The organism is Amycolatopsis sp. WQ 127309, assembly GCF_023023025.1.
Taxonomy (GTDB): domain Bacteria; phylum Actinomycetota; class Actinomycetes; order Mycobacteriales; family Pseudonocardiaceae; genus Amycolatopsis.
Window position 1 is genome coordinate 7017923 of sequence record NZ_CP095481.1, and the last position, 23939, is coordinate 7041861.

Sequence of the window (23939 nt, forward strand, 5' to 3'; positions counted from 1 at the left end):
CGGGCTACCTGCCTTCGATCTCGTCGTCGTAATCCCAGTCGTCGTCCTCGTCCAGCCACGGACCCGATGCCCCCATGCGTGATGCGGCGGCCGAGCGCTGCTGCGGCGCGCGCGTGCCGGTATCGGGCGGCGCCGCGCGGCCAGGCGGGGGATCGCTGTTGCCGTAGAGATCGGTGAAGGTCGAAGTGGCGGTGATGACGTCGTCGGCCGCGGCGAGATCTGCAGACGGCAGGAGGAACGTGTCCGGGTTGCACGCCGAGGCCAGAACCCCGGTCGCCGCGGCGGCGTCCAGCGGGGTCAGCGTGATCCCCGCGGCCGTCAGAAGGTCGCAGGCTTCGGCGAGGCGGCGCACGAGCCGCTGCTCGGCGGCGTGCCGAGCGCTGTCGCTGGTCGGCTGCCCGCCCTGGTCGCGTCGCCAGGGCAGCAGCGTCGCGGTGGCCGGAGCCGGGCCGGTGCGCAGCGGCTCGCGCAGCACGAGCAGCACCTGGCGGCGCAGCAGGTCGGACTGGGCTGTGAGCTCGGCGAGGTAGTCGGCGTGGTCACGGGCAGCGGCCTCCAACGCGGGATGCGGGAGCCCGCCCGCGCGGTCGCGCAGCTGCTCGATCTGCGGGGCGAGGTCGAGCCGTTCGGCGCGCACGAGGATCTGCACCGGCGCGGTCATGCTGTGCAGGTAACGGGAGAACGAGGCGACGAGCGCTTCCTGCTCGGCGGGGGTCCGCAGGGAGAAGTTCACCGTCGAGCAGACCGCGATCACCGCCAATCCGTCCCCGCCGAGATCGATCACCCCGGCGTTGCCGCCGAGATCGTCGACTCGCTCGGCGGGCAGCCTCAGCGGCGCCGGCGAGACCGTGCTCCCGCCCGGCCGTCGGCCCCGCGACGACGCCCCCATGCCCGTGTGCGGAGCGATCCAGGCCGGGGCCGCGCACACACCTTCAGGGGCGGCGACGCGATGCCGCGGGGACAGGTGCTGCCGGATCGCGGCGACGGCGAGGTGGTCCAGCGCCACCCCGTCCCGGCGCCCCAACGCGAGCATTGCGACCGCGATCCCGAGCGGCGCGGCGAGCAACAGGAAGATCGGCACCGGCAGGAACGGACGGGTGAGCAGATAGAGCCCGTAGAGCAGCAGCGCGGCGAGGCCGAGGATCGCCAGCTGCCGGGCGGTGAAGGGGCCGAGAACCCGGTCCGGGCGATCGACGTCAGCCGGAATACGCACGGGAGTAGTCACGACAAGGACCTCACTTCTTCTTCGGGGCCGGGCTGCGACGCGGTCACTTCGGCAAGTCCAGCGGCAGCGGCAACTGCGCTCCGGTCCGCCGTGTCGACGTCACCTTCGATGCCGGAGTGGTGGTGTCTGCCGGCGGCGGGGCGGGTTTCGGTTGGCGTCGCACGCCGAGGGGCAGCGGGTATTGGCCTGAGGCCAGCGGCCGGTTCCCCGTGAAGGCGTCACGCGGTTGACGGCGTGTCGCCCGGGCCGCGCGGTTGATCTGCCCGGACGGCGTGATCAGCCCAGGCCCGGTCTGCCGCACCGGTTGCGTCGGAGTCGTGGTTTCGTCGCCGAGGGTGCGCCTCGCGGGACGGACTGCTGCCGGGCACAGGTGCATCGGCAGCATGCCCGGCTCCGGTGCGATCAACGCGTTCGGCGCCTTCGCCCGTGGCTTGGCGTTGCGGCTGACCCGCCCATCCGCGGTGAGCAACCCGGGCTGGCGCACCGGCGGCGGCAGGCCGGGTTGGCGCTCGGCGAGGTCCTCGAACACTGACCGGCGCCCGACGCGGCCGGGTTCGCGGCGGGTGGTGATCGGCAACCCGAGCTGATCGCGCGGCAACGCGTGCGGCACCGAGTCCGGCGGCAACGCCCGCGGATTCGGCGTCACCCGACGGCTTTCGCCGGAACCGGAGGCGGTGAACAGCGACAACTGTCCCGGACCGGGACGCCTGCCGGGGAACGGCTCAGAGGAGGCGAGCTCACCCAGCCTCGGTGAGCGTGGCGCACCGACGCGAGTCCGGCGCACCCGCAGCGGAAGCATGAACTGCCCGGAGCGGGTCGCCGGAGGATCTGCCGGCATGCCGCCTCCGCGACGAGGCGCAGGGCCGCCGCCGCGAGCGGCCAGGGCACCGCTAAGCAACCCCATCGTCTTGAACGCCAGCGCACCGCGTACGACTCGCCCGAGCAGCGATCCGCGCCCGGAGCGCAGCGGGGCGAGGAACCAGAACGGAATCTTGATCAACACGTACAGCAGCGCGATGCACAGCAGCACATTCACCAACGCCGAAAGGGAGGGGCCGAAGAGGGTGAACCCGCCAGGAGCGAAGAAAATCTTCACCGAGACCACGAGCGTCATCGACTGCCCGACCTGGATCACCAGAACCCCGCCGTAGCCCTTCCACCACCAGTAGGCGACGCCTTCGGTGTGCGGGAGCGCGTGGCACATCAACGCGATCGGCGCGGCGGCGATCAGCAGGATCGTCAGCAGCACCCGCACGATGAACACCACGAGCAGCACCAGCAGCATCGCGACCAGAACGAGGCCGAGCACGCCGAGGAACAGCCCTCCGCCGTGCAGCGAGCCCTGCACCATGGTGATCAAGCTGTGGGCCAGCACACCCGGCTCGACGCCCTCGCCCATGACCGCGGCGGAAAGGGCATTGGCGATCTGGATGCCTTTGGTCGCCAAGAACAATGACAGCGTCCCGGCCAGGAACCCGACGACCAGCCGGGGCGCGATCTCCTTGACGGTGTAGCGGGACTGCAGGGTCTGGTAGCTCATGATGATCAGCCCGGCCAGCAGCACCAGCACCACATAGGACGTGAGCAGGATGTGCCACGACCCGGTCCACGCGGCGCCGAGCCCGGGCAGCTGATCCGGCTCCGGAGTGGTGAGCAGCGTCCGGCCGAGCAGGTCCAGCAGCGGGTTCAGCCCGGCGGCCACGACCGCGGCGAACAACGCGCTCGCGGCCACCACCATGCACCCGGTCAGGTGCATCAGCCCGCACTCCGCGGCATCCCCGCCCGGCCCGCCAGGCACTGCCGCCGGGGGCACGGTGCTCGGCACAAGCGTCGAAGGCTGGGGGATGCAGTCCGGCCCGGCGCACGGCGGATCGACTGCGGGCGCACAGCCGGGCAGCACGGAGCCGGGGACGCACGACGGCTCAGGTGCAGGGAGTGTCGTGATCGGCGGCAGTGGTGTCGCGGGGATCGTGTGGGTCGGGCTGGCGGCGGGCAGGTGACAGGCCGGTTCGGCCGAGCCGGGCGCACAGCTGGGATTGGGTGGCAGCGGCAAAGGCGGTGTCTGCTGCGGCGCGAGCTGTGCGGACACCGGAGCGGGGCTGGCATGGGCGGAGGCCAAGACGCCGAGCACCGTTGCCAGCAGGAGGCCGAGGACGATCAGGATGCGACCCCGGCGCCTCCGCGACGCTCCGCGCGGGCGAGGTTTCTCGCTGCCTGCCGGACTGAGCATGCGACGGCTCGATGAGGCGGGCATCGGCCTCACACCCCGCCGACGATGGTCTTGAGGATCTCGACCACCAGCGGGGCGAGCGCGGCCAGGCCGAACCCGATGCCGGCTGCCTTGAAGGCGCCTTTGGCTTTCTCGACGTCGCCGGGGTCGCCGTTGGCCATCAGGTAGCGCAGCCCGCCGAGGGTGAAGAACACCAACGCGACCCCGGCGAGGATGCCCATGATCCAGTTGCGGATGTTGGACAGGACCTGATCCACGGTCTGGGCGAGCGCGACGTACTGCACGGTCTCCGCCCACGCCGCCGACCCGCCCAGCAGCAGCGCCATCGCGACGAGGACTCCGCCGAACAGCGTCAGCGATCGGCGCCGACGCGGTCGCGGCACGAGTTCGGTATCCGGCGGGGGAGCGGACCGCGGGCAGCCACGAACGCGAGACGCTCCGGGTGCGCGCGATGCGCGAATCGGGCTTCGACCGGACCGTCGGGGCGGTCGAGTGGCGCCTTGACGGTGCGCTGGGCGCTGGGCACGGCGGGTGCGGTTCAGTCGCATGAGCGGACCTCCCGGACGGTGTGCGCGGTCGGGCCGATGGCCGAGCGGCTCGCGCATGTACGGCGGCGCGCGGGCTGAGGGATCCCGCGTGCGGCAATGCCGGATTCCGGGTCCTCCGGCGACACCGGGCGACGCACTTTTCGCTCCGAACTCGCGCCAGTAGCGGTCACGCTGAGCAACGACGGGCGAGTGGGCGTGACACGGCCCGACCGTCGCGACCGGGCCGGTGCAGGACCGTCGCCGGCCGGCGACGAGAGGTGCGCGGCGAGGCGAGCCTCGGCGCGTTCGCGGAACTTCTGAGTGGCCTTGTAGGAGCGGCCGCGGGCGTGCGCCGCCTGCGTCAAGCTGAGTTCGCCCAGGCGGGTCTCGGCGATCAGTCCGGCTTCGTCGGCGGTGATCACCCCGGCCGCGACGGCGGCTGCGAGAACCAGATCCGGGTGACCTTCCGGCCGAGGCGCGGGGGCCGTTCGCAGTTCGAGATCGGCGACGGGAGTCGGGCTGCCGGCAGCCTCGTGCAGGGCCGCGAGGCCCTCGCGGTAAACGGCCCAGTAGAGCCGCGCGAGGATCGCCGGCCGAACCAGATCAACCTCGCGCAGCCCGTGCAGGAAACCGGTCAGCACCGCCGCGTTGAGGTCGTGGGTATCGCCGGAGAACCGGCGCGTCACGAGCGCCGCGACGCGCAGCAGCATCGGTAGCGCCAGCCCGACGCACGCCACCGTCCACGTCCCGCCTTCGGCGCGCGAGCGCGTGATCAGATACGCCCACACGCCGTCGCGGGTCTGCTGAGGACAGGCGGGATCGAGCAGCACCGTGCCGAGCTTGTCCAGTGGAAACAGCCGCGGCGGCAGGCCGTCAATCTCGCGGCCGTCGACGCTGACCGGTTCCGGCCCGGTCACCAGCCACGCGAAACTTGACCGCGCCATCGCGAACACATCCGAGCTGGTGACGAAATCAGGATGGGCGCGTACATAAAACACGCGCCCGAGGGTTGCGGATTCATTAGAGGAACGGGCCATGGCGGCTCTCCTGAAGCTCGTGCTTTCGGTGAGCAACCAGGACGCCATCCGGGGCGCCTCAAAACCGCCTCTGGACCGCCTCTGGACCGTGACAAAAGCGCCTCAAGGACCGTCGTGTCCGCTGCGGACGCCGCCGGAAGACGACGCGTTCTTGTCGCCACGTCAAGCCTGAAAGTTGCTTCTGAACTGCCTTGTAATGCCTGGGACGGTCCGATGAGGCGCAGCGCCTCAACGGGTCGAAGTCAGTGTGTTCCAGACGGCAAAGAAATATTCAGACAAGGATCGTGCTTCACGTCCTGAATTCCCGGAATCGCTTCTCGGTCAGGATATTTCGTAGAACCCGACAGAACCTGCGACGGTCGACGGGAGATGAATGGCATTTCTTGATACAAGGGTGTCGCCGCGATGCTACGTGCCAGGTATTGCCTCCCGACAAGCACGAAGGAACCAGGCTCTCGCCGGCCGAATGATCGCCCCATCAAGGAGGCACACCATGGCTCGACGCCCGCAGCCCGCGGACGACCGCCCCGCTCGTCGCAGCGACGCGACCCGCCCGCCGCGCTCCCGTCGCGGAGGCGACCTCGCGCCTTATCCCGGCGCCACCGGCCGCGTCTCCGCCGGTCGCGCAGCCACGCGTTCCCGACCCGCGAATGCCTCCACCGGCCGCGCCACGACACCTCCGTCTCCTACGCCGACACCGGCCACCGTCTGGACGTGCGGACCGGATCCCATCGACTCCCACGCACCCTGGCCGGTCCCGATCGTCGAAGCCATCACCACCGCATTCAGCAGTTCCGGCGAGCACGTCGTACTCGCCGTCCCCGACACCGGAACCGGCGTAGCCAGGACGACCATCGCGGAGGCGGTCACGTCCGCGCGGGAAGCCGTGACCGCAGTCGGCCGAACCGCCGAGATCGCCACCTTCGACGCCGCGCAGAGCACCACGGCACCGGTGGCACAGCCGTTCTGGGCGCACCTCGTCACGGACTCCGCCACTCCGTTCACCGGCCTGCTGCCGGTCTCCCCGGACTCGGCGCCCGCCGCCTCGCCGGTGCTGTCCGCCGAGCCGACCTCAGGCGCCCGCGAGCACGTCGATCTGGTCATCGTGTCGCTGCCCGCGCACGCGGCGGAGGGGGTGTCGCTGGATCGTCTGGCGTTGCTCGCGGCCGGTCTGCTGCGTAGCGGCGGCATCTTTGCCGTGTACACGCACAGTGATTGGAACGACGGGGTGCTGGTCGATCCGACCGGGCCGATCGTCGCGGCCTGCCAGCACGCCGACTTGCTCTACCTGCAGCACGTCGTCGCCCTCCACACGCCGCTCCGCGAGAGCCGTTTGCACGCCGAGCCGACCTCACGGGCCTCCGCCGAATACAGCCGCGCGGCGCACCGCGCAGCCACACGCGAACTGCCCACGCCGCACTGGCGCGCCCACAGCGACGTCCTGGTCTTCGCTCAACCCGCCGACCACGACACCGCGCAGTCGCCGGCGACTCCCGAGGAGGACGCATGACACCCCTCGAGCCTGCTCGCCAGTCCCGCCCGCACGCCACGAAAGGTCCCGTCACGATGCACGCTCCGCGCCCGTCCACTCCCGCTGATGCGCCGACGATACCGATCCCGCGGGCGCTCATCGACGACCTCGACGCCGACATCGCCGCGTCCGGGATTGGCCGTTCCTGGCCCGCTGCGGAGACCAACACGGCGACTCCGGACGAGCTGCCGCTGTCGGTGTGGGCGACCGCGCAGACGTCCCCCGCGGCACAGCGCAAAGACCGCTACGTCCCCGAGTCCACCGCCCATCCGGCGAAGATGCTCCCGGCGGTCGCGGCGTACGCGATCCGCCACTACACCCAGCTCGGAGAGCTCGTGTTCGATCCGATGGCCGGGTCCGGGACGACGCTGGTGGAGGCGATCGACGCCGGGCGCCGCGCGGTCGGTGTGGAGTACGAGCCGCACTGGGTGAGCGTCGCCCGCGCGAACCTGCGCCTGGTACGCCGACGCGGGCACGAGCACGACGCCGAGATCCTGCGCGGCGATGCCCGTCGGCTGCCGCACTTGCTGCCCGAGCGCTACCACGGGCAGGCCGCGCTGATCGTCACTTCACCGCCGTACGGGACCTCCACCCACGGACAGGTCGTCACCGCGACCACGGACTCGCCGGACGGGAAGGTGCACAAGTTCCACCACCGCTATGGCAGCGTCCTCGACCGCGGGAATCTGGCCAACGTCGGCCACCACCGGCTGCTGGCGGGGTTCACCCGCGTCCTGATCGGCTGTGCGGCCGTGCTGCGTCCGGGCGGTCACATCGCGATCACCGTGCGGCCGTGGCGCGAGCACGCCGAGCTGATCGACCTGCCCTCGCAGATCATCGCTTGCGGCCGCGCCGCCGGTCTGGTTCCGGTCGAGCGGTGCGTCGCTCTGCTGGCTCGCGTGGCCGACTCCGACCTCGTCGTCCGCGGCTCGTTCTTCCAGCGTGACTTCATCCGCAAGCAGCGCGAGCAGGGACTGCCGCTGCACCTGATCGCGCACGAAGACGTCATCGTGCTCCGCAAGCCCTTCACTCCGGCCACCGCCAAGCGGGCCGCGATCCCGGCTGAGGCGGACCTGCCCCTCTCGCCCATTCGGCAGACGGCATGATCGCAGTCTCGATCAAGCTCGCGATTGCGGGCACGTAATCGAATCTCGACAAGGTGACTTCCTCGATCGTCTCGACGACGGGCGCTACGACCGCACTGGACTCCAACTGGCTACCCAGCCGTCGCAGTAGCGGCGACGCGCGAGCGCGTCGAGGGTGAGGACGGTCGGAATGCCGGAACCGTGCGGCTTGCCGAGCGTAAGGTGATGGAATCTCCCGTCTGGTCGCAGAGTTCTGCGGGGATCGACCACTACGCAGTTTTCATCACTTCCGTTGATTATCACGAGGTGATACTTAATCGCATGAGCACGAAACAATGGTCCGGTCCGGGGGAGCGGCCGATCCACGCGAGAGATGCTCCCAGCGCCCATGGCGAGCAGGGGCTGCTCAGCCGCAGCGCGCGGATTCGGATGGTGTTGCTGCTGGGTTCAGTGGTCGCGATCGGGCCGTTGACCACGGACATGTACCTGCCGGCGCTGCCCGCCATCGGCACCGAGCTGCACGCGAGCGCGTCGGCGATCCAGCTGACCCTGACCGCGACTCTCGCCGGGCTGGCACTCGGGCAGCTGCTGGTCGGGCCGCTTTCGGACCGGGCCGGTCGCCGACGTCCCCTGCTGGCCGGGGTCGCCGTGCACATCGTGGCGTCTGCGCTCTGCCTCGTCGCGCCCGGCCTGCTGGTGCTGGATGTGTTGCGGGTCCTGCAGGGCCTGGGTGCCGCGACGTCGACGGTCATCGCGATGGCGATCGTGCGAGACCTGTTCTCGGACTCGGCGGCGGCGACCGTCCTCTCCCGACTCATGCTGGTCACCGGCGTGTCCCCGATCCTGGGCCCCACGCTAGGTGGGGTGGTGTTGAACTGGACCGACTGGCGCGGGATCTTCGCGGTCATCGCGGTGGTCACGCTGCTGATCGCGATCATCACAGGCATCGCGCTGCCCGAGACGCTGGTCGTCGAGCGGAGGCGCCGCGGGGGCGTCACCGGAACGCTGCGGGACTACCGCACCCTGTTCCGCGACCGTGTCTTCCTGGGGCTGATCCTGGTGACGGGACTGGTGATGAGCACGATCTTCGCCTTCGTGTCGGGTTCGCCCTTCGTGTTCCAGACCTACTTCGGTCTCGACGAGCAGGCGTTCGGCTATATCTTCGGCGCCGGAGCGCTGTGGGTGGTGGTCGGCACCCAGCTCAACGCGCGCTTGCTACGGCGCCGCAGTCCCCAGCGGATCCTCGTCCCGGCTCTGGTCGCGGCCGCGGGTTCCGCAGTGCTGCTCCTGACCCTCGAGGCCACCGGCGCGGGGGGCATCGTCGGCAGCCTGATTCCGCTGTGGATGGTGCTGTTCTCGGTCGGGTTCGCCCTTCCCAACGCCCCCGCGCTCGCGATGTCCCGCCACGGAGAGGCCGCCGGAACCGCCGCCGCGCTGCTCGGCGCCGTCCAGTTCGGCGTCGGCGCGCTCGCCGCGCCAGTGGTCGGGCTCATCGGAACCGGCCCGGCGGCCATGGCCACGGTCATCGCGGCCGGCCTGGTGATCGCACTGCTCGTCTTGGCGCTCGTGGTTCGCCCCCGCGAAACCGTTCGTCCGCTGACTCGCTCGACATCTGAAACGGCATGAGGAGACCTGTTCCGTGAGTTCCGCCCACACCCGCTCCACGGTCGCTCTCATCACCGGCGGCAGCCGGGGCGTCGGTCGCGACACCGCGTTGCGTCTCGCCCAGGACGGCACCGACGTCGTCATCACCTATCGCAGCCACCCCGGCGAGGCGCACGCCGTCGTCGCCGAGTTACGGGCGCTTGGACGCAAGGCCGAGGCGCTTCACCTCGATGTTGCCGACCTGACTTCGTTCCCCGCGTTCACGGCGGCCCTGCGTGCGGCCCTGCGCACCACGTGGGACCGCGCCGATCTCGACCACCTCGTGAACAACGCGGGCCACGGCAGCCTGGTTCCGTTCGCCGAGGTCACCGAGGCCGACTTCGACCATCTGATGAACGTGCACCTCAAAGGCGTGTTCTTCCTGACCCAGCAGCTGCTGCCGCTGCTGCGTGACGGCGGCCGGATCGTCAACGTGTCCTCCGCGCTCACCCGCTTCTCCAACCCCGGCATGTCCGCTTACGCGATCATGAAGGCCGGTGTGGAGATGCTGACCCGCTACCTCGCCCTCGAGCTCGGTCCGCGCGGCATCACGGCCAACGCCGTCGCTCCCGGAGCCACCGCGACCGACTTCGCCGGTGGCTACGCCGGAAGCCCCCAAGGGCGGGAAGCGATCGCCGGCATTACGGCGCTCGGCCGCACCGGGGAACCGGGCGACATCGGGGGCGTCATCTCGGCGCTGCTGGATGATCGGACCGGTTGGATCACTGGGCAGCGCGTCGAGGCCAGCGGCGGCGCGCTGCTCTGAGCCCGGACCCCCGGCCGAGGCCACACCGGCGCGGCCGGGGCACCTATCGTCGAGGAGTGCCCATGGTGACCACCCGGTCCGAGCTGGACCAGGACGACTACCGGATCATCCGCGCCCTGCAGCTGGCGCCTCGGGAGGGGTTCGCGCGGCTCGGTGAGGTGCTCGGCGTGTCGGAGGCGACCGTCGCGCGCCGCTACCGGCGGTTGCGCCAAGCCGGTGTCCTGCACGTGGCCGGTGTTGTCGACCCGGCGGCACTGGGACAGAGCGAATGGGTGGTGCGCGTCCGATGCCGCCCGGACAGCACACCGGCCATCGCGGAGGCTCTCGCCGTGCGCGACGACGTCGGCTGGGTGTCTCTCAACGCCGCGGGCTCCGAGGTGACCTGTGCGCTGCGTTCCCGCTCCGAGGCCGACCGCGAGCACCTGCTCGTCGAACTGCTGCCGCGGGTCGCGACCGTCCTGGACATCACCGCGTCGGTCGTGATGCACGTCTTCTCGACTGGGTGCACCCGCGACTGGACCGCGCTCGAGGTTGCCCTCACCCCTCAGGAAACCCTCGCACTCGGCGGTGCGGTGAGCCGTCGGCCCCCGCAGCCCCCGACCACCCTGCAGCCGCAGGACGAGGCCATCCTGTCCGCCCTCGCCGCCGACGGCCGGGCCACGCACGTCGAACTCGCCACGGCTGCGGACATCAGCCCCGCTCGCGCCGCTCGGCGCGTACAGGCACTGCTGGAGTCCGGGGTCCTGCACCTGGACGTGGCACTGTCGCGAGCCGCGCTGGGCTTCACTACGCGGGCGGACTTGTGGCTGCAGGTGGCCCCGAGTGCGGTGCGTGCCGTGGGCAAGGAGCTGAGCGCCATGCCGGAGGTCGCCTTCGCTGCCGGGATCTCCGGCACCCACAACATGCACGCCGCCGTGAGCTGCCGCACCCTGGAGGACCTGTTCGGCTTTGTCACCGATCGCATCGGCGCGCTCGACGGCGTTCGTGTCGTCGAAGTCTCACCGGTGCTGCGGCAGCTCAAGCAGTTCAACACACCGATGACCGGAAACCGGCTCACTGCGCCACGGCCGAAGAAGCCATCAACGCGACGTCCCGGCTGAACCCTGCCGCTGCCGCAGACGCCTCACGTCTCCGCCGCCCGGGATCACGCCGAAGGCCCATGCCGGTGTGGCGCCAAGCGGTGCTGTCGGCGGTTCTCGCTGCGTTTCCCGTCAGAGGTGTTCGGACCGCCTGAGACGACTGACCACCACCGGCAGCCCCGTCGACGGGTTCGCGGATCGCGTCAGCGCCCAGCCGCACGTGTGTGCCGGGCTACTCCGCCGACGTCGCAATACTGGTGGACGCCGGCCGGGTCGTGGCGTCCTACGCCCGTTCCCGGGCGTCGACGATCCGCGAACGGATCTTTGGCGACCAGTGGCTGGCCGACCGGTAGTGCGGGTTGGCGTCGAGCGGTCGAACTGCTCTTGTTGCCAGGCGCCGACACGATCGGCGCCACGGCCGTAGCCGGACTGAGAAGCCTGGCGTGTTCGGCCGCCCTGTCGTGTGCATTCGGCACAGTTCGCATGGTGGTGACCGTCGGCGGACGACACGGGCCTAAGTATTCGGGCGGGCCGACCTCATGGGGCCGGCTGACCGCCCACGTCAACGGGAGATCCTTTGTGGATCGGGGCGTCAGGTGACCACGAGACGTCCGTCGCGGACGCGGGTCCCGGCCTGTTTGAGCCGGTGCAGCACTGGTACGACTTCTACCTGGCGTACTCCGGAAAGTGTCCCGACCTTGGTGGTGACGAAGGTGTAGAGCGCATCCAAGTCCCGGCAGGTCACCGTGACCAGCAGGTTCGCCATTCCGGTCACAGCGGCGGTGAATGTCGTCTCCGGTTGTAGCGACAGCTCTTTGCCGGTCTCGTCGAGATCCGAAGGAGTAACGGTGAGCCAGAGGTAAGCGACGGCGTCGAAGCCGAACTGCTGGGGTGCGAGGTCGGTGGACACATGCGCGGTCCCGGTCGACAGCAGTTCCTCGAGCCGAGCCGAGACGCGGGACTGCGGCCAACCGGTCGCGCGGGCAAGCGCGACCGCGCCTGCGCGACCGTCCTTCGCCAGCTCGGCGAACAACGCGGCGTCCTCGTCGCGGATCACAGACCCAGGATGCGGGGTCTTCAGCGGCGCCCTCGGGCGTGTTTCGCACAGCTTCGAAAGTTGCTCATCACCGAGAGGTGAATCGAACGCCATCCACTTCCGGTCGGTCCCGACGTGCATGTGCAGTGCGGCGAACGCGGTGAAGCTCAGAACCTGGCTGGTGCGGGGCAGCCGGTGGAGCACCGAGCCACGGGCACGGCTGGGGTCGCTGAAGGCCACGCAGATGATCTCAGAGCCGCCAGAGGTGATGCTCACCCAGGAGACGTCTTCGCGGGCGGCCATTACCTCGGCCAACGCTTCGGCGGCGTCAGGCCGGCATTGAATTCGCACGAACCACCGCTTCAGGCCGAGTGCGCGCTCGTTCGCGAGTACCTGCACCCGCAGGACGCCGTTGGCGCGTAGAGCACGGTACCGCCGCGCAACCGTCTGCTCCGAGACTCCCAAGACGTCGGCGATCCGACGGAAGGGAGCTCGTCCATCTCTCAGCAGACATTGCACGATCTGATGATCAACGGCTTCCATGCTGGAAGATTACCGCCTTGATCGCCGTAATGGCGAAGGATCGAAGCCGAACGTGTGTCCAACGTGGGTCTCTGCCCGCCGGTGTCGCGATGCTGAGGTTGTCAGACACGCAGTGAACGGAAGCGCCCTTCATGACCGACACCATCCCGGCCGGCAGCGTCAGGCTCGCCGGAGACCTCAAGCTCACCCGGATGGGTTATGGCGCCATCCAGCTCGCCGGCCCGATGGCGTGGGGGCCGCCGAGAGACCGCAATGCGGCGATGGCGGTCCTGCGCACGGTCGTCGAGTGCGGCATCACCCACATCGACACCAGCGACTACTACGGGCCGCACGCGGTCAACTGCCTCATCCACGAGACGTTGTACCCGTATCCCGAAGACCTGCATATCGTCACCAAGGTCGGCGCTCGCCGGGGACCGGGCAATTCGTGGCCGGAGGCCGTCTCCCGCGCCGACCTGGTGCAGGCCGTGCACGACAACCTCGAGCACCTCGAGCTGCCGGTGCTGGACCTGGTCAATCTGCGGATGACCGGCACACGCGATGCGGACGACATCGCCGAGCCGTTCTCCGTGCTGGCCGAACTGCAGCAGGAGGGGCTGATCAAGCATCTGGGTGTCAGCAACGTGAGCGCGGATCAGGTCGAGGTGGCGCAGAAGATCGCTCCGGTTGTGTCGGTGCAGAACTCCTACAACCTGGTCATGCGCCGCGACGACGACCTCGTCGACCTCTGCGCTGAGCGGGGTATTGCCTTCGTGCCGTTCTTCCCCCTCGGCGGCTTCCGTCCGCTGCAGTCCAGGGCATTGGAGAAGGTTGCCGCTGATCTGGGGTACACGCCGTTGCAGGTCGCCCTAGCCTGGCTGCTGCAGCGCTCGGCGACGATACTGCTGATCCCCGGTACGTCATCGGTCGACCATCTGCGTGAGAACTTCGCTGCGGCAAGCATCGAGCTCCCTCCTTCTGCGGTCACCGAGCTGGACTCCCTGGGCGACAGAGCCTTCAAAGCCGCAGGAGAGGGTTTGAACTGACGTCAGGTCAGTCCACCTCCCGCCGTCGGGCTATCGGGAGTCGATGACCCGCGCGGTAGTAGTGGCAAACTGCTCGCGGGCCCTCCGCAACGGGGCAGCGAGGATAACGAGAGCCACGATTTCGGTAAGCGCCATTCCTCGCTCCACCAGGCCGAGCGGAATAATCTCCCACCAGCGTTCACCGTTTACGGCAGCGACCACGATCGCACCGATGATTACTGCGAACCAACCAAGAGAAACGGCCCCGAGCAGTCGTACGATGAAGGCTCGGCGGACAGGCCGCGGGAACGCGGCGCGCGCTCCTGTGAGGACTGCCACCGGCAAGCAAACGAAGGCCACCACGCTCGCGATTCGGTGGAGCGTTCCACCCAGATGGGATCCGGTTTCGACCGCCCAGTTGGTTCTGGGAAACGTGACGATCACCAGAAGGCCGATCGTCCACAAAGCACCAAAGGTCGCGGAGATCACGGGCAGCCGGTTCTGGATCCGAAGCGCGGTGAAGCACAGCGCGGAGCCGGCGGCGACCAGGAGTACGGCGAGGTCGAACAGCCATGCACCCTTACTCAGGCCGTACTGGCTGATGGTCTGGCTGGTCACGCTGATGTCATTCGTAAGGGGAATCAGTCCCAGTGTCAGGATGAGGACGGCTCCGACGAAGAGCGCGCCGACGCCTGACAGCGCAGTGACATCAGCTCGGCGGCCGAGGGCGACGGTGATCATATGCACGAGCGTAGCCGGATATCATGCGACTTTCTCGACAAGGAAACTGTCGATTTGCTGTGGGCGTGCTCGGCTGTTTCCGGGACGGTGTGGGCGAGCTGGAGGATCGGCCTTCCGTTGCGGCCGATTGTGAAGGATCGACACGTGATTCGGCGGTCGACGCGTCCGGATCCTTCGGCGGACGGCATGACGGACTTCGCTGGGAGAAGTGTCTGTCTCGGTCTGGTCGTGTACCGGATCACACCGCAGTTTCGGTTGGTTCACTGTCTCGGCGGGACCGACCCGCGTTGGTGCACCCGAGGATCGCCGTCGGTCTGCCACGGGATGTGACGGCGATCCTCGGCGCCGGAAGGATGAGCCGTACGGCCCCTGAGTGCAGGGACCGTACGGCGGGTCGTCACCGGAACGTTCGACTGGGAATCGCCGGCGGTGTCTGAATCCGGTAGTGGCCGTCCACCGCTGATCGGGGTGCGCCGAAGCTGCCACACAGCTGCACTGTGGTGTCACCCACCGGTGACGGTACCGCTCCTGGCGCCGTCCGCCGTCCACCTGAAGGTCGCCATCGCGCCGCCGGGCAGCGAGTAGCCGAACGACTGTCCGTTGTAGGACACCCGGAAGTTCTGTGTACCACCGGTGTTGAGCGCGACGAGCACGATCGAGCCGTCCGGGTTGCGGAAAGCGACGTTCTGGATGCCGCCGTCCCCGTAGCCCGTCGAGTCGATCCGCGCAGCGCCGGGCTGAACGAACTTGCTCAAGTGGCCCAGGACGTAGTACTCGGCGTTGTAGGTGACGTTGCCGCCATTGACGGTGGCCACGCCCGTGCAGTTGGTGCAACTGCCGATCACCGGGCCGTGGTTGCCGTCGAGCGCCATGTTCCACGTCGTTACGGTGCGCGCCCAGTTGCGGGTGGCGCCGATCGCGAGATTGGTGCCTTGCCAGCGCAGCGAGTCCGCGAAGGTGTTGCCCGATTCCGTGCCCGAGCACTCGGTGAAGAAGATGTCCTTGCCGGGTTGCGCGTTGTGCACAGTGGACTGTGCAGAGGGGTTGCCGCCGTAGCAGTGCCATGCGGAACCGGCTACGTTGCTTCCTGCGCTGTTGTTGACGGTCTGCGGGTAGCTGGTGTTGTCCCAATTGTGGTCGTAACCGAGGATCTGGGTGTTCAACCCCGCTGCGCGCAGCTTCGGTGTCAGGGTGTTGATGATGTTCGACTGCTGCTGGGCCGACATCAGCATGCCCGGGTAGCCCGGCGGTGAGAAGTTCGGCTCATTCTGCACGCTCATGTAGGCGATCGGCGCACCCGCGGAACCGTAGGCTTGGGCGAACCGGACCAGGTAGCTGGTGTACGCCCCGATCTGGCTGTCGCTCAGGGAGCCGCCGATGAGGTTGTTGTTCGTTTTCATCCACGCAGGCGCACTCCACGGAGTGGCCATGATGGACAGTCGCGGGTTGAGCGAACGGGCTTGCGTGACCAACGGCAGGATGTAGGCGTTGTCGTGAGCGATCGAGAACCGGGTGAGACTGGGGTCGGCCGCGCCGTCATCGTAGGTGTAGAAGCTGCGGGAGAAGTCAGACGCGCCGATCGGCTGGCGTAACCAGCTGAGTCCGATGCCGCTGCTGGGATTGAACAGCGCGTTCATGATGCTGTTGCGCTGTGACGAGTTGGAGATGTTCCATGCCGCGGCATCGGTGAGCGATGCGCCGAAGCCGACCATTGACTGGTACCTGGCGTTGTCGTTGATCGTGATCACCGAACCGCTGCCACCGTTGCCGAATGCGACGTCACCCTGCTGCCGCAACAGATTCGATCGGTCCGCCGTGGTGAGCCAAACGCTGGCGGACGTTGCCGCGATGGCCGGAGCCGTGGGTGCTGCGAGCAAGGCTCCCGCAGTCGTGACGGCGATGGTGACCGCCGTGACCATCCGGCGTCCCGGTGACCGGTACCTCGGGGAATGACCGGCCCCGGAATGCGAAAAGGGATATGACATGCCGCTCCTTGTGTTCTGGACCGGCCGGATACGTTGCGCGCCCGGACGGGTTCCGTGAGTTGCTGCCACAGTGGCGGCTGTCAGGCAGGCTGAGAGAAACCTCGTGAGAGGCTGCAGACATGCGGCTGCCACGTAATTCTTCGTGAGAGGAATAGTGCGGCAAGGGCCGATTGGCTGCGTGCAGTGATGCTAAAGACGGATAGCTCAGAGTGTCAAGACTGCCGCTGACCGTGACTTGGTCAGATGCCTTTGCGACGGGGGAGTACCGCGCGCAGGCTCAGCCCCGTGCCGGCGACCGGTGGTCTGCTTTCAGGTACTGCACGATTTCCCGGTCCATCGCGTCCACGATGGAAGAATATCGGCCATCTTACTGGCCTCGTGGCGGTTGCCGATGAGATCGCTCGAACGAGCAGGCCCCGTGGTGGCGATGCCGGGATGGTGAGGTGTGGTGGGCCGCCGACGAGAGGAGCTTGACGCATGTCATCGGCGTTCCTGCGAGTAGCGCGCCTGCCCGGCGGCCTGGCACTGTCAAGGATCGGGCTCGAAACGATGCGCCTCACCGGCCCGATGGCTTGGGGACGGCCGGAAAACTGGGACACGGCGATCGATGTTCTCCGCACGGCGGTCGAGGTCGGCGTCACGAACATCGCGACGCGCCATGAGTACGGACCACGGGTCGCGAACGACTTGATCCGGATCGCGCTGCACCCGTACCCGGAATCTCTGGTGATCTCTACGACGGTCGGCCTCGCGCGAGCTCCGGACCGCTCGTGGGCACCTTCTCTCGACACGGACTCGATCCTCCGGACCATCTACGAGAACCTCGCGCTGCTCACGGTGTCCACGTTGGATCTCGTCCATCTGTGCGTGGCCGGCGGAGTCCCCGTCGCATCGCCGTTCCGCGTGCTCGCCGGCTTGCAGCAGGAACGTCTCATCGCCCACCTGGGACTCTGTTGTGCCGACCCCGGCCAGATCCGGGACGCGCGGGAGATCGCGCCTGTCGTTTCCGTCAGGATTCCGTGCTCCGCGGCAGTCGTGGGTAGCGAGACACAGGTCTTCTGCGCCGCGGAGGGCATCGTCCACCAGCTCTGTCACCCCTTCGCACGCCGGGAGGCGAACCAGTCGGAGGTGATTCGCGAACTCGCCGCACAGCGCGGGATCCCCGCGGGCAGGCTGTGGCTCGCGTGGTTGCTGCACCAGCACCCGTCCGCGTTGCTGGTGGTGGGAACCTCCTCGGTTGCTCACCTGAGGGAAAACGCGGCGGCCGTCGAGACCGGCTTGGAGCAGGATCTCGTAGAGCGGCTGGCCGACATTGAACAGGCACTGGTGCGGCGGTGAAGGTCTCCGAAGAAAACTCACCGCCGGAGCCGTCCTCGTGCTGCCTTCCTGGCGCCAGGCCGGTGGCGAGTGGCCGAGGGGGACGGTCTGGCCACGCGCCACCGGTGTCACCACACCAGCGCGGCGCGCCCGATCACTTTACCGGCGCGGATCCGTTCGTGCGTCGCGACGACCTCCGCGGGCCCCACCGTTTCGCTGACGATCGGCCGTACCTGGCCGCAGTCGACCAGGGCCGCGGCGAGTCCCTGCTCGTACCGCGAGTTGTAGCGAGAGCCGATCACCGATCGCTGCAGTTGCACGAGTTCGCGCGACGACACGGAGAACTCTTCGTCGCGGAAGGTCGTGAGACACACCAGCGAGCCGTTGCGGTCGAGGTTGTCGATCGCCCACCGCTGCGCAGGAGCCCGGCCGTAGAGATCGATCACCACGTCTGCCCGGCCGTGCCAGGAGGCGGGGAGCCGCGTCGTGGAGAAGTCGGAGGAGTCGATGGCGGGTACTTCCAGTTCCTGCTCCAAGAACGCGAGCTTGCTGGCCACGATGTCCAGTCCGACCACGTCCGCGCCGTAGGCTCTGGCGACCTGCACCATGTGCACCCCGACCCCGCCGCCCGCCGCCAGTACCGCGACCCGGCAGCCCGGCTCGATCCCGGCGCGCCGGGCCACGTGCACGGGGGTGGCGATCGCGTCCGGGATGGCTGTGGCGAACTCCGACGACACCGCGCCCGGTACGGAGATGGCGTTGAGGGCGGGCAGGACCGCGTACTCGGCGTACCCGCCGTCGATGGTCACCCCGACGTTACCGCGGAAGTTGAGGCACATCGAGTCCCGCGAGCCCAGGCACTGCACGCACTCGCCGCAGACCAGGTAGAAGTAAGCGGCCACACGCTCGCCGATTCGCTCGGAGGAGACGCCGTCGCCGACGGCCTCCACCACGCCCACCAGTTCGTGCCCGGGAGTGCGCGGGAGGTACGAAGGATCGTTGCCCAGCTGCCCGTTGATGCAGTTCAGCACGGTCAGCCCGATACCGCACGCCTCGACGCGGACAAGCACGTCGCCGCGGCCCGGTTCGGGTGTGTCGACCTCCACCGGGTTCAGGGCGCCGCCCCACGATGTGATTTGCAATGCCCGCACTTCTTCTCCTTCGTGCCACGTCGCGCACCAGGCGAGTGGTCTCCCGCTGGGCGTGTGCGTCCAGATCGTCTCTTCATCCCCAGCCGCGGGCTGGGACCGCCGGAGACGGGGGTGGTCCGTTCAGTGGGCGGGAGCCTCGTTCGCCGCGGCGGACTCCCGGCTCCGCGTGGCCACGACGGCCAGTCCACCGAGCAGCCCGAGCGCCACGGCCGCCGGTCCGAGCCAGCTGATCCGGGGGACGCCCAGGAGGGCGTCGAGGGTCCAGGAGCCGCCGTCGGTCAGTCCGATCGCGACGGTCCCGGCGAGCAGCGAGAGCTCGAACTCGATGCCGAACTTGCGTACGTTCATGCCGTTGCGCACGTGGATCGCGACGACGTTGGTCAGCACGCCAGTCAGCATCGCCGTGCCCAGCACAAGGGCCAAGCCGCTGCCGAGCAGGAGCGAGCCGGCGGTTTCGGTGAACGCCGCGACCAGCGCCATCAGCCGCGGCGGCCGGAAACCCTGACGAGCGAAGAATTCGGCTGCCTCGGCGAGCCCCTGGCCGTGCCACCAGCCGAACAGCTTCTGCGTTCCGTGGTAGAACATGATCACGGTGATCGCCAGCCGCAGGACGAGCAACCCGGCGTCCGCCCAGGTCGTCACGAGGGATCGCCCGCCGGTTTCCGGAATCGCGGCAGCACCTCGTCGAGGAATCTGTCCATCGTCTCCCCGGACTCTTCGGCGGTCTGGTATCCGAAGTTGGACAACACCGAAAGGTGCCGTAACCCGGCGGCCTCGTATTCGGCGATCTGCTCGGCCACGGTGTCGGCCGTGCCGACGAACATCGCGTACTTGAGGAACTCGTCCGGGTTCTGCGGTGACACGGAAACCACGGTCTTCATGTACTGCGCGGCCTCCGGATCGTGGGTGTTCTGGTTGAAGTTCCGCTTCTGCCGCTCACCCATCTCGACCATGAGGTGGCGGGCGAAACGCTCCGCCTCACGATCGGTGTCGCGGATGATGATCTGCTTCTGGCACAGGCTCCAGTCGAGCCGATGCTGAACGTAGGCGTCGTCGTAGCCCGCCTCGACGAGGGCGTCGGTGTAGACCTTCAAGCGGGTGCCCACGGCCGGGGACAGGTCGCGGGCGGTCATGAGGAACCAGCCCTTGCTGCCGGCCCACGCGGCGCTGGTGTCGGTCGACGTCGCGCGCGCGAACTTGACGCCGTCCGGGCTGTAGGGCGACGGCATGATGCGCGTGCGCAGGGAACCTTTGTCATGGCGGGTTTTCCAGTCGTAGACCGAGCCGTCGTCCTGCTTGGCCAGTGCGGCCTCGAGCACGTCGAGGTTCTCCATCATCTCTTCCCGGCGCGTGCCCGGGTCGCGGCCCAGCCCGGTGTACTCGACCGCCGAGCCGCCCGGCCCGAAGCCGATGACGCAGTTTCCGCGGGTCAGGATGTCCAGCAGCGTGCAGGATTGGGCCAGGCGCAGGGGTTGGTGCAGCGGCGGCACCGCCACTCCCATGAAGTACATGGTGCCGGGGGGTGTCAGGGCGGCGAGGTGGCAGCCCAGCATGAAGTTGTTGCCGTAGGTGTTGTAACCCGAGAAGTGGTGCTCGGTCAGGAGGAGACCCTCCACACCGGCGCGCGTGGCCTGCAGCGCTTGGCCGATGGTCGTCTCGATGATGGGCACGTCTTCTTCCCGGCCCCGGGTCTGTGGGTTGAGGTAGATCGAGAACCGCAACGTCCTCACCTTTCTCGTGGTGGTGCCCGAAGCAGGAGTCAGGCGAACCGGGGGATGCAATGGTTTGCAGAGACGATGAGGCTCAGGTGTACTCCAGTTCGGGTCGGTGCGTCAAGAAGTAGCGTCATCGACCACGCGCGCCATGTCCTATTTGGACTCATTCCGGGTGATCTACTTTCTCATATGTCCAGCAAAGCGCGGGTATGTCGCCGCGATGGCACCGTGCCGAAGATTGTCCGCGGGCTGGGTTCCAATGGGTTGACAAGAGTTCAGGTGAGGGGCCAAGCTCGCTGCAATCGATTGCAATCAGAGTCCATTCAGCGGCCAGAAAGCGCTACCTGTCCGAGCATCTGCTCGGCGGCTGAGCAGAGCGGGAAGGCGACAGCACGCCGACGGCATCCCGCCTTCGGCGGCCGAACCTCTGAGCCCGTCGACCACGACGTTTCCGAAGCGAGGAGAACTGTGATGCGCACAACGCGGTGGCACACCAGGTCGCGGTGGCAACGATGGGCGGCCGCGGCCGCCTTGCTCGCGGCGGCCGGGTGCGGCGGCGGAACGACTGCGGGAGCCGGGAGCGGCCCGGCGCCCGTCCGGGTCGGGTTCTCGCCGCTGACCCTCGACTTCACCTCGTTGCAGGACGTCGCGAACGCGATGAAGGCGACCGGGGAGTCCGCCGGGTTCAGCGTCCAGGTCGCGGACCCGAAGCTGAACGTGCAGACGCAGGTGACGCAGCTGCAGCAATGGATCCAGCTCCGGCAGGTGGACGCGATCGTCGTCATCGCGATTTCGCCGGCGGCGATCAAGCCGCTTGTAGCGCAAGCGCAGGCGGCGCACATCGCCTTGGTGATCGACACGCAGCCGCGGAACATGGGCTACGAGGGACCATTCGAAGGTGTTTCCTTCGACGTCACGGACTACGTCGCTTACGGCAAAGCCGTCGGTTCGCTTCTCGGCGAGTGCCTGCGTACCCGCCTCGCCGGAGCGCAGGGGTCAGTGCTGCACCTGAAGGACCCCCGGGGCCAGACCGGTGACGTGCAGACCGACAAGGCCATCACCGATTCGATCACCGCCGCCGGCGGGGTCGTCTCGCGGACGCTGGCGCCCGCGAACCAGGTGGCCGCTCAGCAGGGGGTGTCCACCGCGTTGCAGGCCGTGCCCGGCGCCAACGCCGTCGCCGCGACCAACGACTCGAACGCCGTCGGCGCGGCCAACGCGTTCGAGCAGGGCGGCAAGAACCCGGCGCGCAGCTGCATCGTGGGCGGTGCGACCGGTCGAGACTCCCTTTCGGCGATCAACGCCGGCCGGCTGTACGGAGGTGTGTCGTTCGACTTCGGCCAGGACTCGAAGCAGGTGATGGATCTCGTGAAGACGATGCACGCCAACCCGTCGGCGCCGGGGCGCACCTTGACCGTGCCGATCAAGACCACCCGGACGCCGAAGCCGTGAACTCCTCGGCCGACCTCGTCACTTCACCCTCGACCACCGGCACCTCGCCCGGGCCTGAGCAGCCCGGTCGCGGGCTGAAGCTGCCGGGTGCCGAGCAGCTGGCGGCCGGCATCCGCTCTCGCGGCGTCGTCGTCATCTGGCTCGCGCTCGTCGCCTTCTTCGCGTTCTGGGCCGGCCCCAGCTTCCTGACGCCGGCCAACGCCGGTCTTGTCGCCAATTCGGCGGCGACGACGGCGTTGTTCGGCGGGGCGATCGGAATCTGCCTGCTCTCGGGCGCGCTCGACCTGTCGGTGCCCGGCACGGCCGCGCTGGCCGGGATGGTCGCAGCGCAGCTGCTCGCCGCTGGCACCCCGGTCGTGGTCGTCGTAATGGCCGCCGTGGCGATCGGTGCCGTCGTCGGCCTCGTCAACGCCGTCCTGATCCAGCTGGGCCTCAACGCGCTGGCCACCACGGTCGGCATGCTGACCGTAACCGGCGGCGTCGCCAGCGTCATCTCCGGCAACCAGGCCGTGGTGCTGAACCTGCCGTCCGAGCTGGCCTGGCTGGGTCTGGACCGGTACTGGGGCATCCCTGCCCCGGTGGTCGTGGTCGCGGTCGTGTTCCTGCTGGGCTGGTTCCTGTTGACGAAGACGTTCATCGGGGCGCGCCTGCTGGCGGTCGGCGGCAACCCCGACGGTGCCCGCCGGGCCGGGCTGAGGGTGCCGCAGTACCGCATGCTGGGTCTGGTGCTCTCGGGTGTGTTCGCGGCAATCGGCGGGCTGACCGTCACGGCCGTGATCAGCCAGGCCAATCCCACGCCGGACACCGGGCAGCTCTTCCAGGCGATGACCGCGGTAGCGCTGTCGGGCATCTCGTTCGCGGGCGGCCGCGGGCACCTGCTGCGGGTGCTGTTCGGTGCGCTCGTCATCGCGACGGTCAACAGCGGTCTCATCATCCGGGGCCTCGATCCGAGCTGGGCCACCCTCGCGACCGGCGTGCTGCTGGTCGGCGCGCTCGCCTTCGATCGGTTCAGCAGTCACCTGCTCGCCGTGTTCGGCCCGGATGCCCGACGTAGCCGCGCGCAGCGGCGCGACCTATCCAGCAAAGGTGCTGCGGATGTTCCAGCTGAATGACATCACTCTGCGGTTCGGCGCCGTGCAGGCGCTCAGTTCCGTGTCCGTGGACGTGCGGCCCGGTGAGGTGGTCGGCCTGCTCGGTGACAATGGCGCCGGCAAGTCGACGCTGCTTTCGGTGATGGCAGGTGCGCGCAAGCCGAACAGCGGGTCGATTTCCATCGACGGCCACCAGGTCGAGTTCCAGGGGCCCCGGGACGCCGCCCGCAAGGGTGTGCAGATCGTGTACCAGGACCTCGCGCTCTTCGACGCCGCGGACATCGCCACCAACATCGTGATCGGGCGCGAGAAGCGGCGTTCCGGCCCGGCCGGCTGGCTCGGCATGGTCGACCGGAAGGCGATGCGCCGGCTCGCCCAGGAACAGATCGACGTCCTCGAGGTCTCGAACGTCGGCTCACTCGGCCGGCCGGTAGAAGCACTCTCCGGTGGCCAGCGCCAGGCCGTCGCCCTGGCCCGCGCGTCAGTGCGTCTCGGCGTGGACAAGGCCAGGGTGCTGCTGCTGGACGAGCCCACCGCCGCGCTGGGGTACCAGCAGTCGCGTCAGGTCGAGCGGTTCATCCAGCGGGTCGCGGCCGACAAGGTCGGGGTCGTCATCGTGACGCACGACCTGCCGCTGTGCTTCGAGGTCGCGGACCGGATGGTCGTGCTCAACCGGGGCCGGAAGGTCGCCGACGTCCGCAGGCGCGAGGTCGAGCGCGACGACGTCGTCGGGTGGATCACCGGGTCCCGCGCACCGCAGTGCTGACCGTGAAGCAGACG

The 23939-nt window shown here is 68.7% G+C and carries 20 protein-coding genes; 10 read left to right on the forward strand and 10 right to left on the reverse strand.

Translation table 11 applies throughout. The features are described from left to right. Positions 1 to 4 precede the first annotated feature (4 nt). From MUY22_RS31765 to MUY22_RS31780, 4 genes are all read right to left on the reverse strand, one after another. Entirely contained in the window at positions 5 to 1213 is a 1209-nt protein-coding gene (locus MUY22_RS31765; protein WP_247050752.1) for a PrgI family mobile element protein, read from the reverse strand. A gap of 55 nt (positions 1214 to 1268) precedes the next feature. Further along, positions 1269 to 2981 carry a hypothetical protein gene (locus MUY22_RS31770; protein ID WP_247050754.1) on the reverse strand — a complete coding sequence of 571 codons (1713 nt, stop codon included), beginning with the start codon at positions 2979 to 2981 and terminating at the stop codon, positions 1269 to 1271. A gap of 503 nt (positions 2982 to 3484) precedes the next feature. Then, a complete protein-coding gene (locus MUY22_RS31775) occupies positions 3485 to 3781 on the reverse strand; it encodes a pilin (protein WP_247064219.1) in 297 nt (98 codons plus the stop codon). A 212-nt stretch (positions 3782 to 3993) separates the two neighbouring features. Further along, complete coding sequence (locus tag MUY22_RS31780; protein ID WP_247050756.1) at positions 3994 to 5067, reverse strand: sigma-70 family RNA polymerase sigma factor; 1074 nt, start codon at positions 5065 to 5067, stop codon at positions 3994 to 3996. A gap of 445 nt (positions 5068 to 5512) precedes the next feature. On the opposite strand from MUY22_RS31780, the gene MUY22_RS31785 reads away from it, so the two are divergent. The 5 genes from MUY22_RS31785 to MUY22_RS31805 all read left to right on the forward strand — a co-directional run bounded on the left by MUY22_RS31785 (position 5513) and on the right by MUY22_RS31805 (position 11145). Next, the gene (locus MUY22_RS31785; protein WP_247050758.1) at positions 5513 to 6529 is read left to right on the forward strand and encodes a hypothetical protein; all 1017 of its coding nucleotides are present in this window, start codon (positions 5513 to 5515) and stop codon (positions 6527 to 6529) included. Further along, entirely contained in the window at positions 6526 to 7656 is a 1131-nt protein-coding gene (locus MUY22_RS31790; RefSeq protein ID WP_371827512.1) for a DNA methyltransferase, read from the forward strand. Before MUY22_RS31785 ends, MUY22_RS31790 begins: the two co-directional genes overlap by 4 nt. A 300-nt stretch (positions 7657 to 7956) precedes the next feature. Next, complete coding sequence (locus tag MUY22_RS31795) at positions 7957 to 9261, forward strand: multidrug effflux MFS transporter (RefSeq protein WP_247050760.1); 1305 nt, start codon at positions 7957 to 7959, stop codon at positions 9259 to 9261. A 13-nt stretch (positions 9262 to 9274) separates the two neighbouring features. Beyond that, entirely contained in the window at positions 9275 to 10045 is a 771-nt protein-coding gene (locus tag MUY22_RS31800) for an SDR family NAD(P)-dependent oxidoreductase (RefSeq protein WP_247050762.1), read from the forward strand. Positions 10046 to 10107: 62 nt separating this feature from the next. After that, the gene (locus MUY22_RS31805) at positions 10108 to 11145 is read left to right on the forward strand and encodes an Lrp/AsnC family transcriptional regulator (protein WP_247050764.1); all 1038 of its coding nucleotides are present in this window, start codon (positions 10108 to 10110) and stop codon (positions 11143 to 11145) included. A gap of 571 nt (positions 11146 to 11716) precedes the next feature. Here the strand turns inward: MUY22_RS31805 and MUY22_RS31810 are convergent. Next, positions 11717 to 12703, reverse strand: coding sequence for an Lrp/AsnC family transcriptional regulator (locus MUY22_RS31810; protein ID WP_247050765.1), 987 nt, complete (start codon positions 12701 to 12703; stop codon positions 11717 to 11719). A gap of 131 nt (positions 12704 to 12834) precedes the next feature. Between MUY22_RS31810 and MUY22_RS31815 the strand changes: the two genes are divergently transcribed. Next, the gene (locus MUY22_RS31815; protein ID WP_247050767.1) at positions 12835 to 13728 is read left to right on the forward strand and encodes an oxidoreductase; all 894 of its coding nucleotides are present in this window, start codon (positions 12835 to 12837) and stop codon (positions 13726 to 13728) included. A 30-nt stretch (positions 13729 to 13758) separates the two neighbouring features. Here the strand turns inward: MUY22_RS31815 and MUY22_RS31820 are convergent, their stop codons facing one another. Further along, positions 13759 to 14448 carry a DUF998 domain-containing protein gene (locus tag MUY22_RS31820; protein ID WP_247050769.1) on the reverse strand — a complete coding sequence of 230 codons (690 nt, stop codon included), beginning with the start codon at positions 14446 to 14448 and terminating at the stop codon, positions 13759 to 13761. 503 nt (positions 14449 to 14951) lie between these two features. After that, on the reverse strand, positions 14952 to 16367 hold the full coding sequence (locus MUY22_RS31825; protein WP_247050771.1) for a glycoside hydrolase family 30 beta sandwich domain-containing protein: 1416 nt from the start codon (positions 16365 to 16367) through the stop codon (positions 14952 to 14954). 543 nt (positions 16368 to 16910) lie between these two features. Here MUY22_RS31825 and MUY22_RS31830 point away from each other — a divergent pair. Beyond that, positions 16911 to 17771 carry an aldo/keto reductase gene (locus MUY22_RS31830; protein ID WP_247050773.1) on the forward strand — a complete coding sequence of 287 codons (861 nt, stop codon included), beginning with the start codon at positions 16911 to 16913 and terminating at the stop codon, positions 17769 to 17771. A 107-nt stretch (positions 17772 to 17878) separates the two neighbouring features. Here the strand turns inward: MUY22_RS31830 and MUY22_RS31835 are convergent, their stop codons facing one another. From MUY22_RS31835 to MUY22_RS31845, 3 genes are all read right to left on the reverse strand, one after another. Then, the gene (locus MUY22_RS31835; protein WP_247050775.1) at positions 17879 to 18901 is read right to left on the reverse strand and encodes an alcohol dehydrogenase catalytic domain-containing protein; all 1023 of its coding nucleotides are present in this window, start codon (positions 18899 to 18901) and stop codon (positions 17879 to 17881) included. A 120-nt stretch (positions 18902 to 19021) separates the two neighbouring features. After that, positions 19022 to 19543 carry a DoxX family protein gene (locus MUY22_RS31840; RefSeq protein WP_247050777.1) on the reverse strand — a complete coding sequence of 174 codons (522 nt, stop codon included), beginning with the start codon at positions 19541 to 19543 and terminating at the stop codon, positions 19022 to 19024. After that, positions 19540 to 20622, reverse strand: a complete 1083-nt coding sequence (locus MUY22_RS31845) for an LLM class flavin-dependent oxidoreductase (protein WP_247050779.1) — start codon at positions 20620 to 20622, stop codon at positions 19540 to 19542. The genes MUY22_RS31840 and MUY22_RS31845 overlap by 4 nt, the downstream gene beginning before the upstream one ends. Before the next feature lie 465 nt (positions 20623 to 21087). Between MUY22_RS31845 and MUY22_RS31850 the strand changes: the two genes are divergently transcribed. Genes MUY22_RS31850 through MUY22_RS31860 form a run of 3 tightly spaced genes read left to right on the forward strand, consistent with a single transcriptional unit; the run spans position 21088 to position 23925 of the window. Then, on the forward strand, positions 21088 to 22068 hold the full coding sequence (locus tag MUY22_RS31850) for a sugar ABC transporter substrate-binding protein (protein ID WP_247050781.1): 981 nt from the start codon (positions 21088 to 21090) through the stop codon (positions 22066 to 22068). Continuing rightward, complete coding sequence (locus MUY22_RS31855; protein WP_247050782.1) at positions 22065 to 23180, forward strand: ABC transporter permease; 1116 nt, start codon at positions 22065 to 22067, stop codon at positions 23178 to 23180. Before MUY22_RS31850 ends, MUY22_RS31855 begins: the two co-directional genes overlap by 4 nt. Then, a complete protein-coding gene (locus tag MUY22_RS31860; RefSeq protein WP_247050784.1) occupies positions 23164 to 23925 on the forward strand; it encodes an ATP-binding cassette domain-containing protein in 762 nt (253 codons plus the stop codon). The genes MUY22_RS31855 and MUY22_RS31860 overlap by 17 nt, the downstream gene beginning before the upstream one ends. The last annotated feature ends 14 nt before the right edge of the window (positions 23926 to 23939 follow it).

Coding starts and splice junctions, on each gene's coding strand:
- MUY22_RS31770 (WP_247050754.1), bottom strand. CDS start 2,981: ATGCACCTGACCGGGTGCATGGTGGTGGCCGCGAGCGCGTTGTTCGCC.
- MUY22_RS31775 (WP_247064219.1), bottom strand. CDS start 3,781: ATGGCGCTGCTGCTGGGCGGGTCGGCGGCGTGGGCGGAGACCGTGCAG.
- MUY22_RS31780 (WP_247050756.1), bottom strand. CDS start 5,067: ATGGCGTCCTGGTTGCTCACCGAAAGCACGAGCTTCAGGAGAGCCGCC.
- MUY22_RS31785 (WP_247050758.1), top strand. CDS start 5,513: ATGGCTCGACGCCCGCAGCCCGCGGACGACCGCCCCGCTCGTCGCAGC.
- MUY22_RS31790 (WP_371827512.1), top strand. CDS start 6,526: ATGACACCCCTCGAGCCTGCTCGCCAGTCCCGCCCGCACGCCACGAAA.
- MUY22_RS31795 (WP_247050760.1), top strand. CDS start 7,957: ATGAGCACGAAACAATGGTCCGGTCCGGGGGAGCGGCCGATCCACGCG.
- MUY22_RS31805 (WP_247050764.1), top strand. CDS start 10,108: ATGGTGACCACCCGGTCCGAGCTGGACCAGGACGACTACCGGATCATC.
- MUY22_RS31810 (WP_247050765.1), bottom strand. CDS start 12,703: ATGGAAGCCGTTGATCATCAGATCGTGCAATGTCTGCTGAGAGATGGA.
- MUY22_RS31815 (WP_247050767.1), top strand. CDS start 12,835: ATGACCGACACCATCCCGGCCGGCAGCGTCAGGCTCGCCGGAGACCTC.
- MUY22_RS31820 (WP_247050769.1), bottom strand. CDS start 14,448: ATGATCACCGTCGCCCTCGGCCGCCGAGCTGATGTCACTGCGCTGTCA.
- MUY22_RS31825 (WP_247050771.1), bottom strand. CDS start 16,367: ATGGTCACGGCGGTCACCATCGCCGTCACGACTGCGGGAGCCTTGCTC.
- MUY22_RS31830 (WP_247050773.1), top strand. CDS start 16,911: ATGTCATCGGCGTTCCTGCGAGTAGCGCGCCTGCCCGGCGGCCTGGCA.
- MUY22_RS31850 (WP_247050781.1), top strand. CDS start 21,088: ATGCGCACAACGCGGTGGCACACCAGGTCGCGGTGGCAACGATGGGCG.
- MUY22_RS31860 (WP_247050784.1), top strand. CDS start 23,164: ATGTTCCAGCTGAATGACATCACTCTGCGGTTCGGCGCCGTGCAGGCG.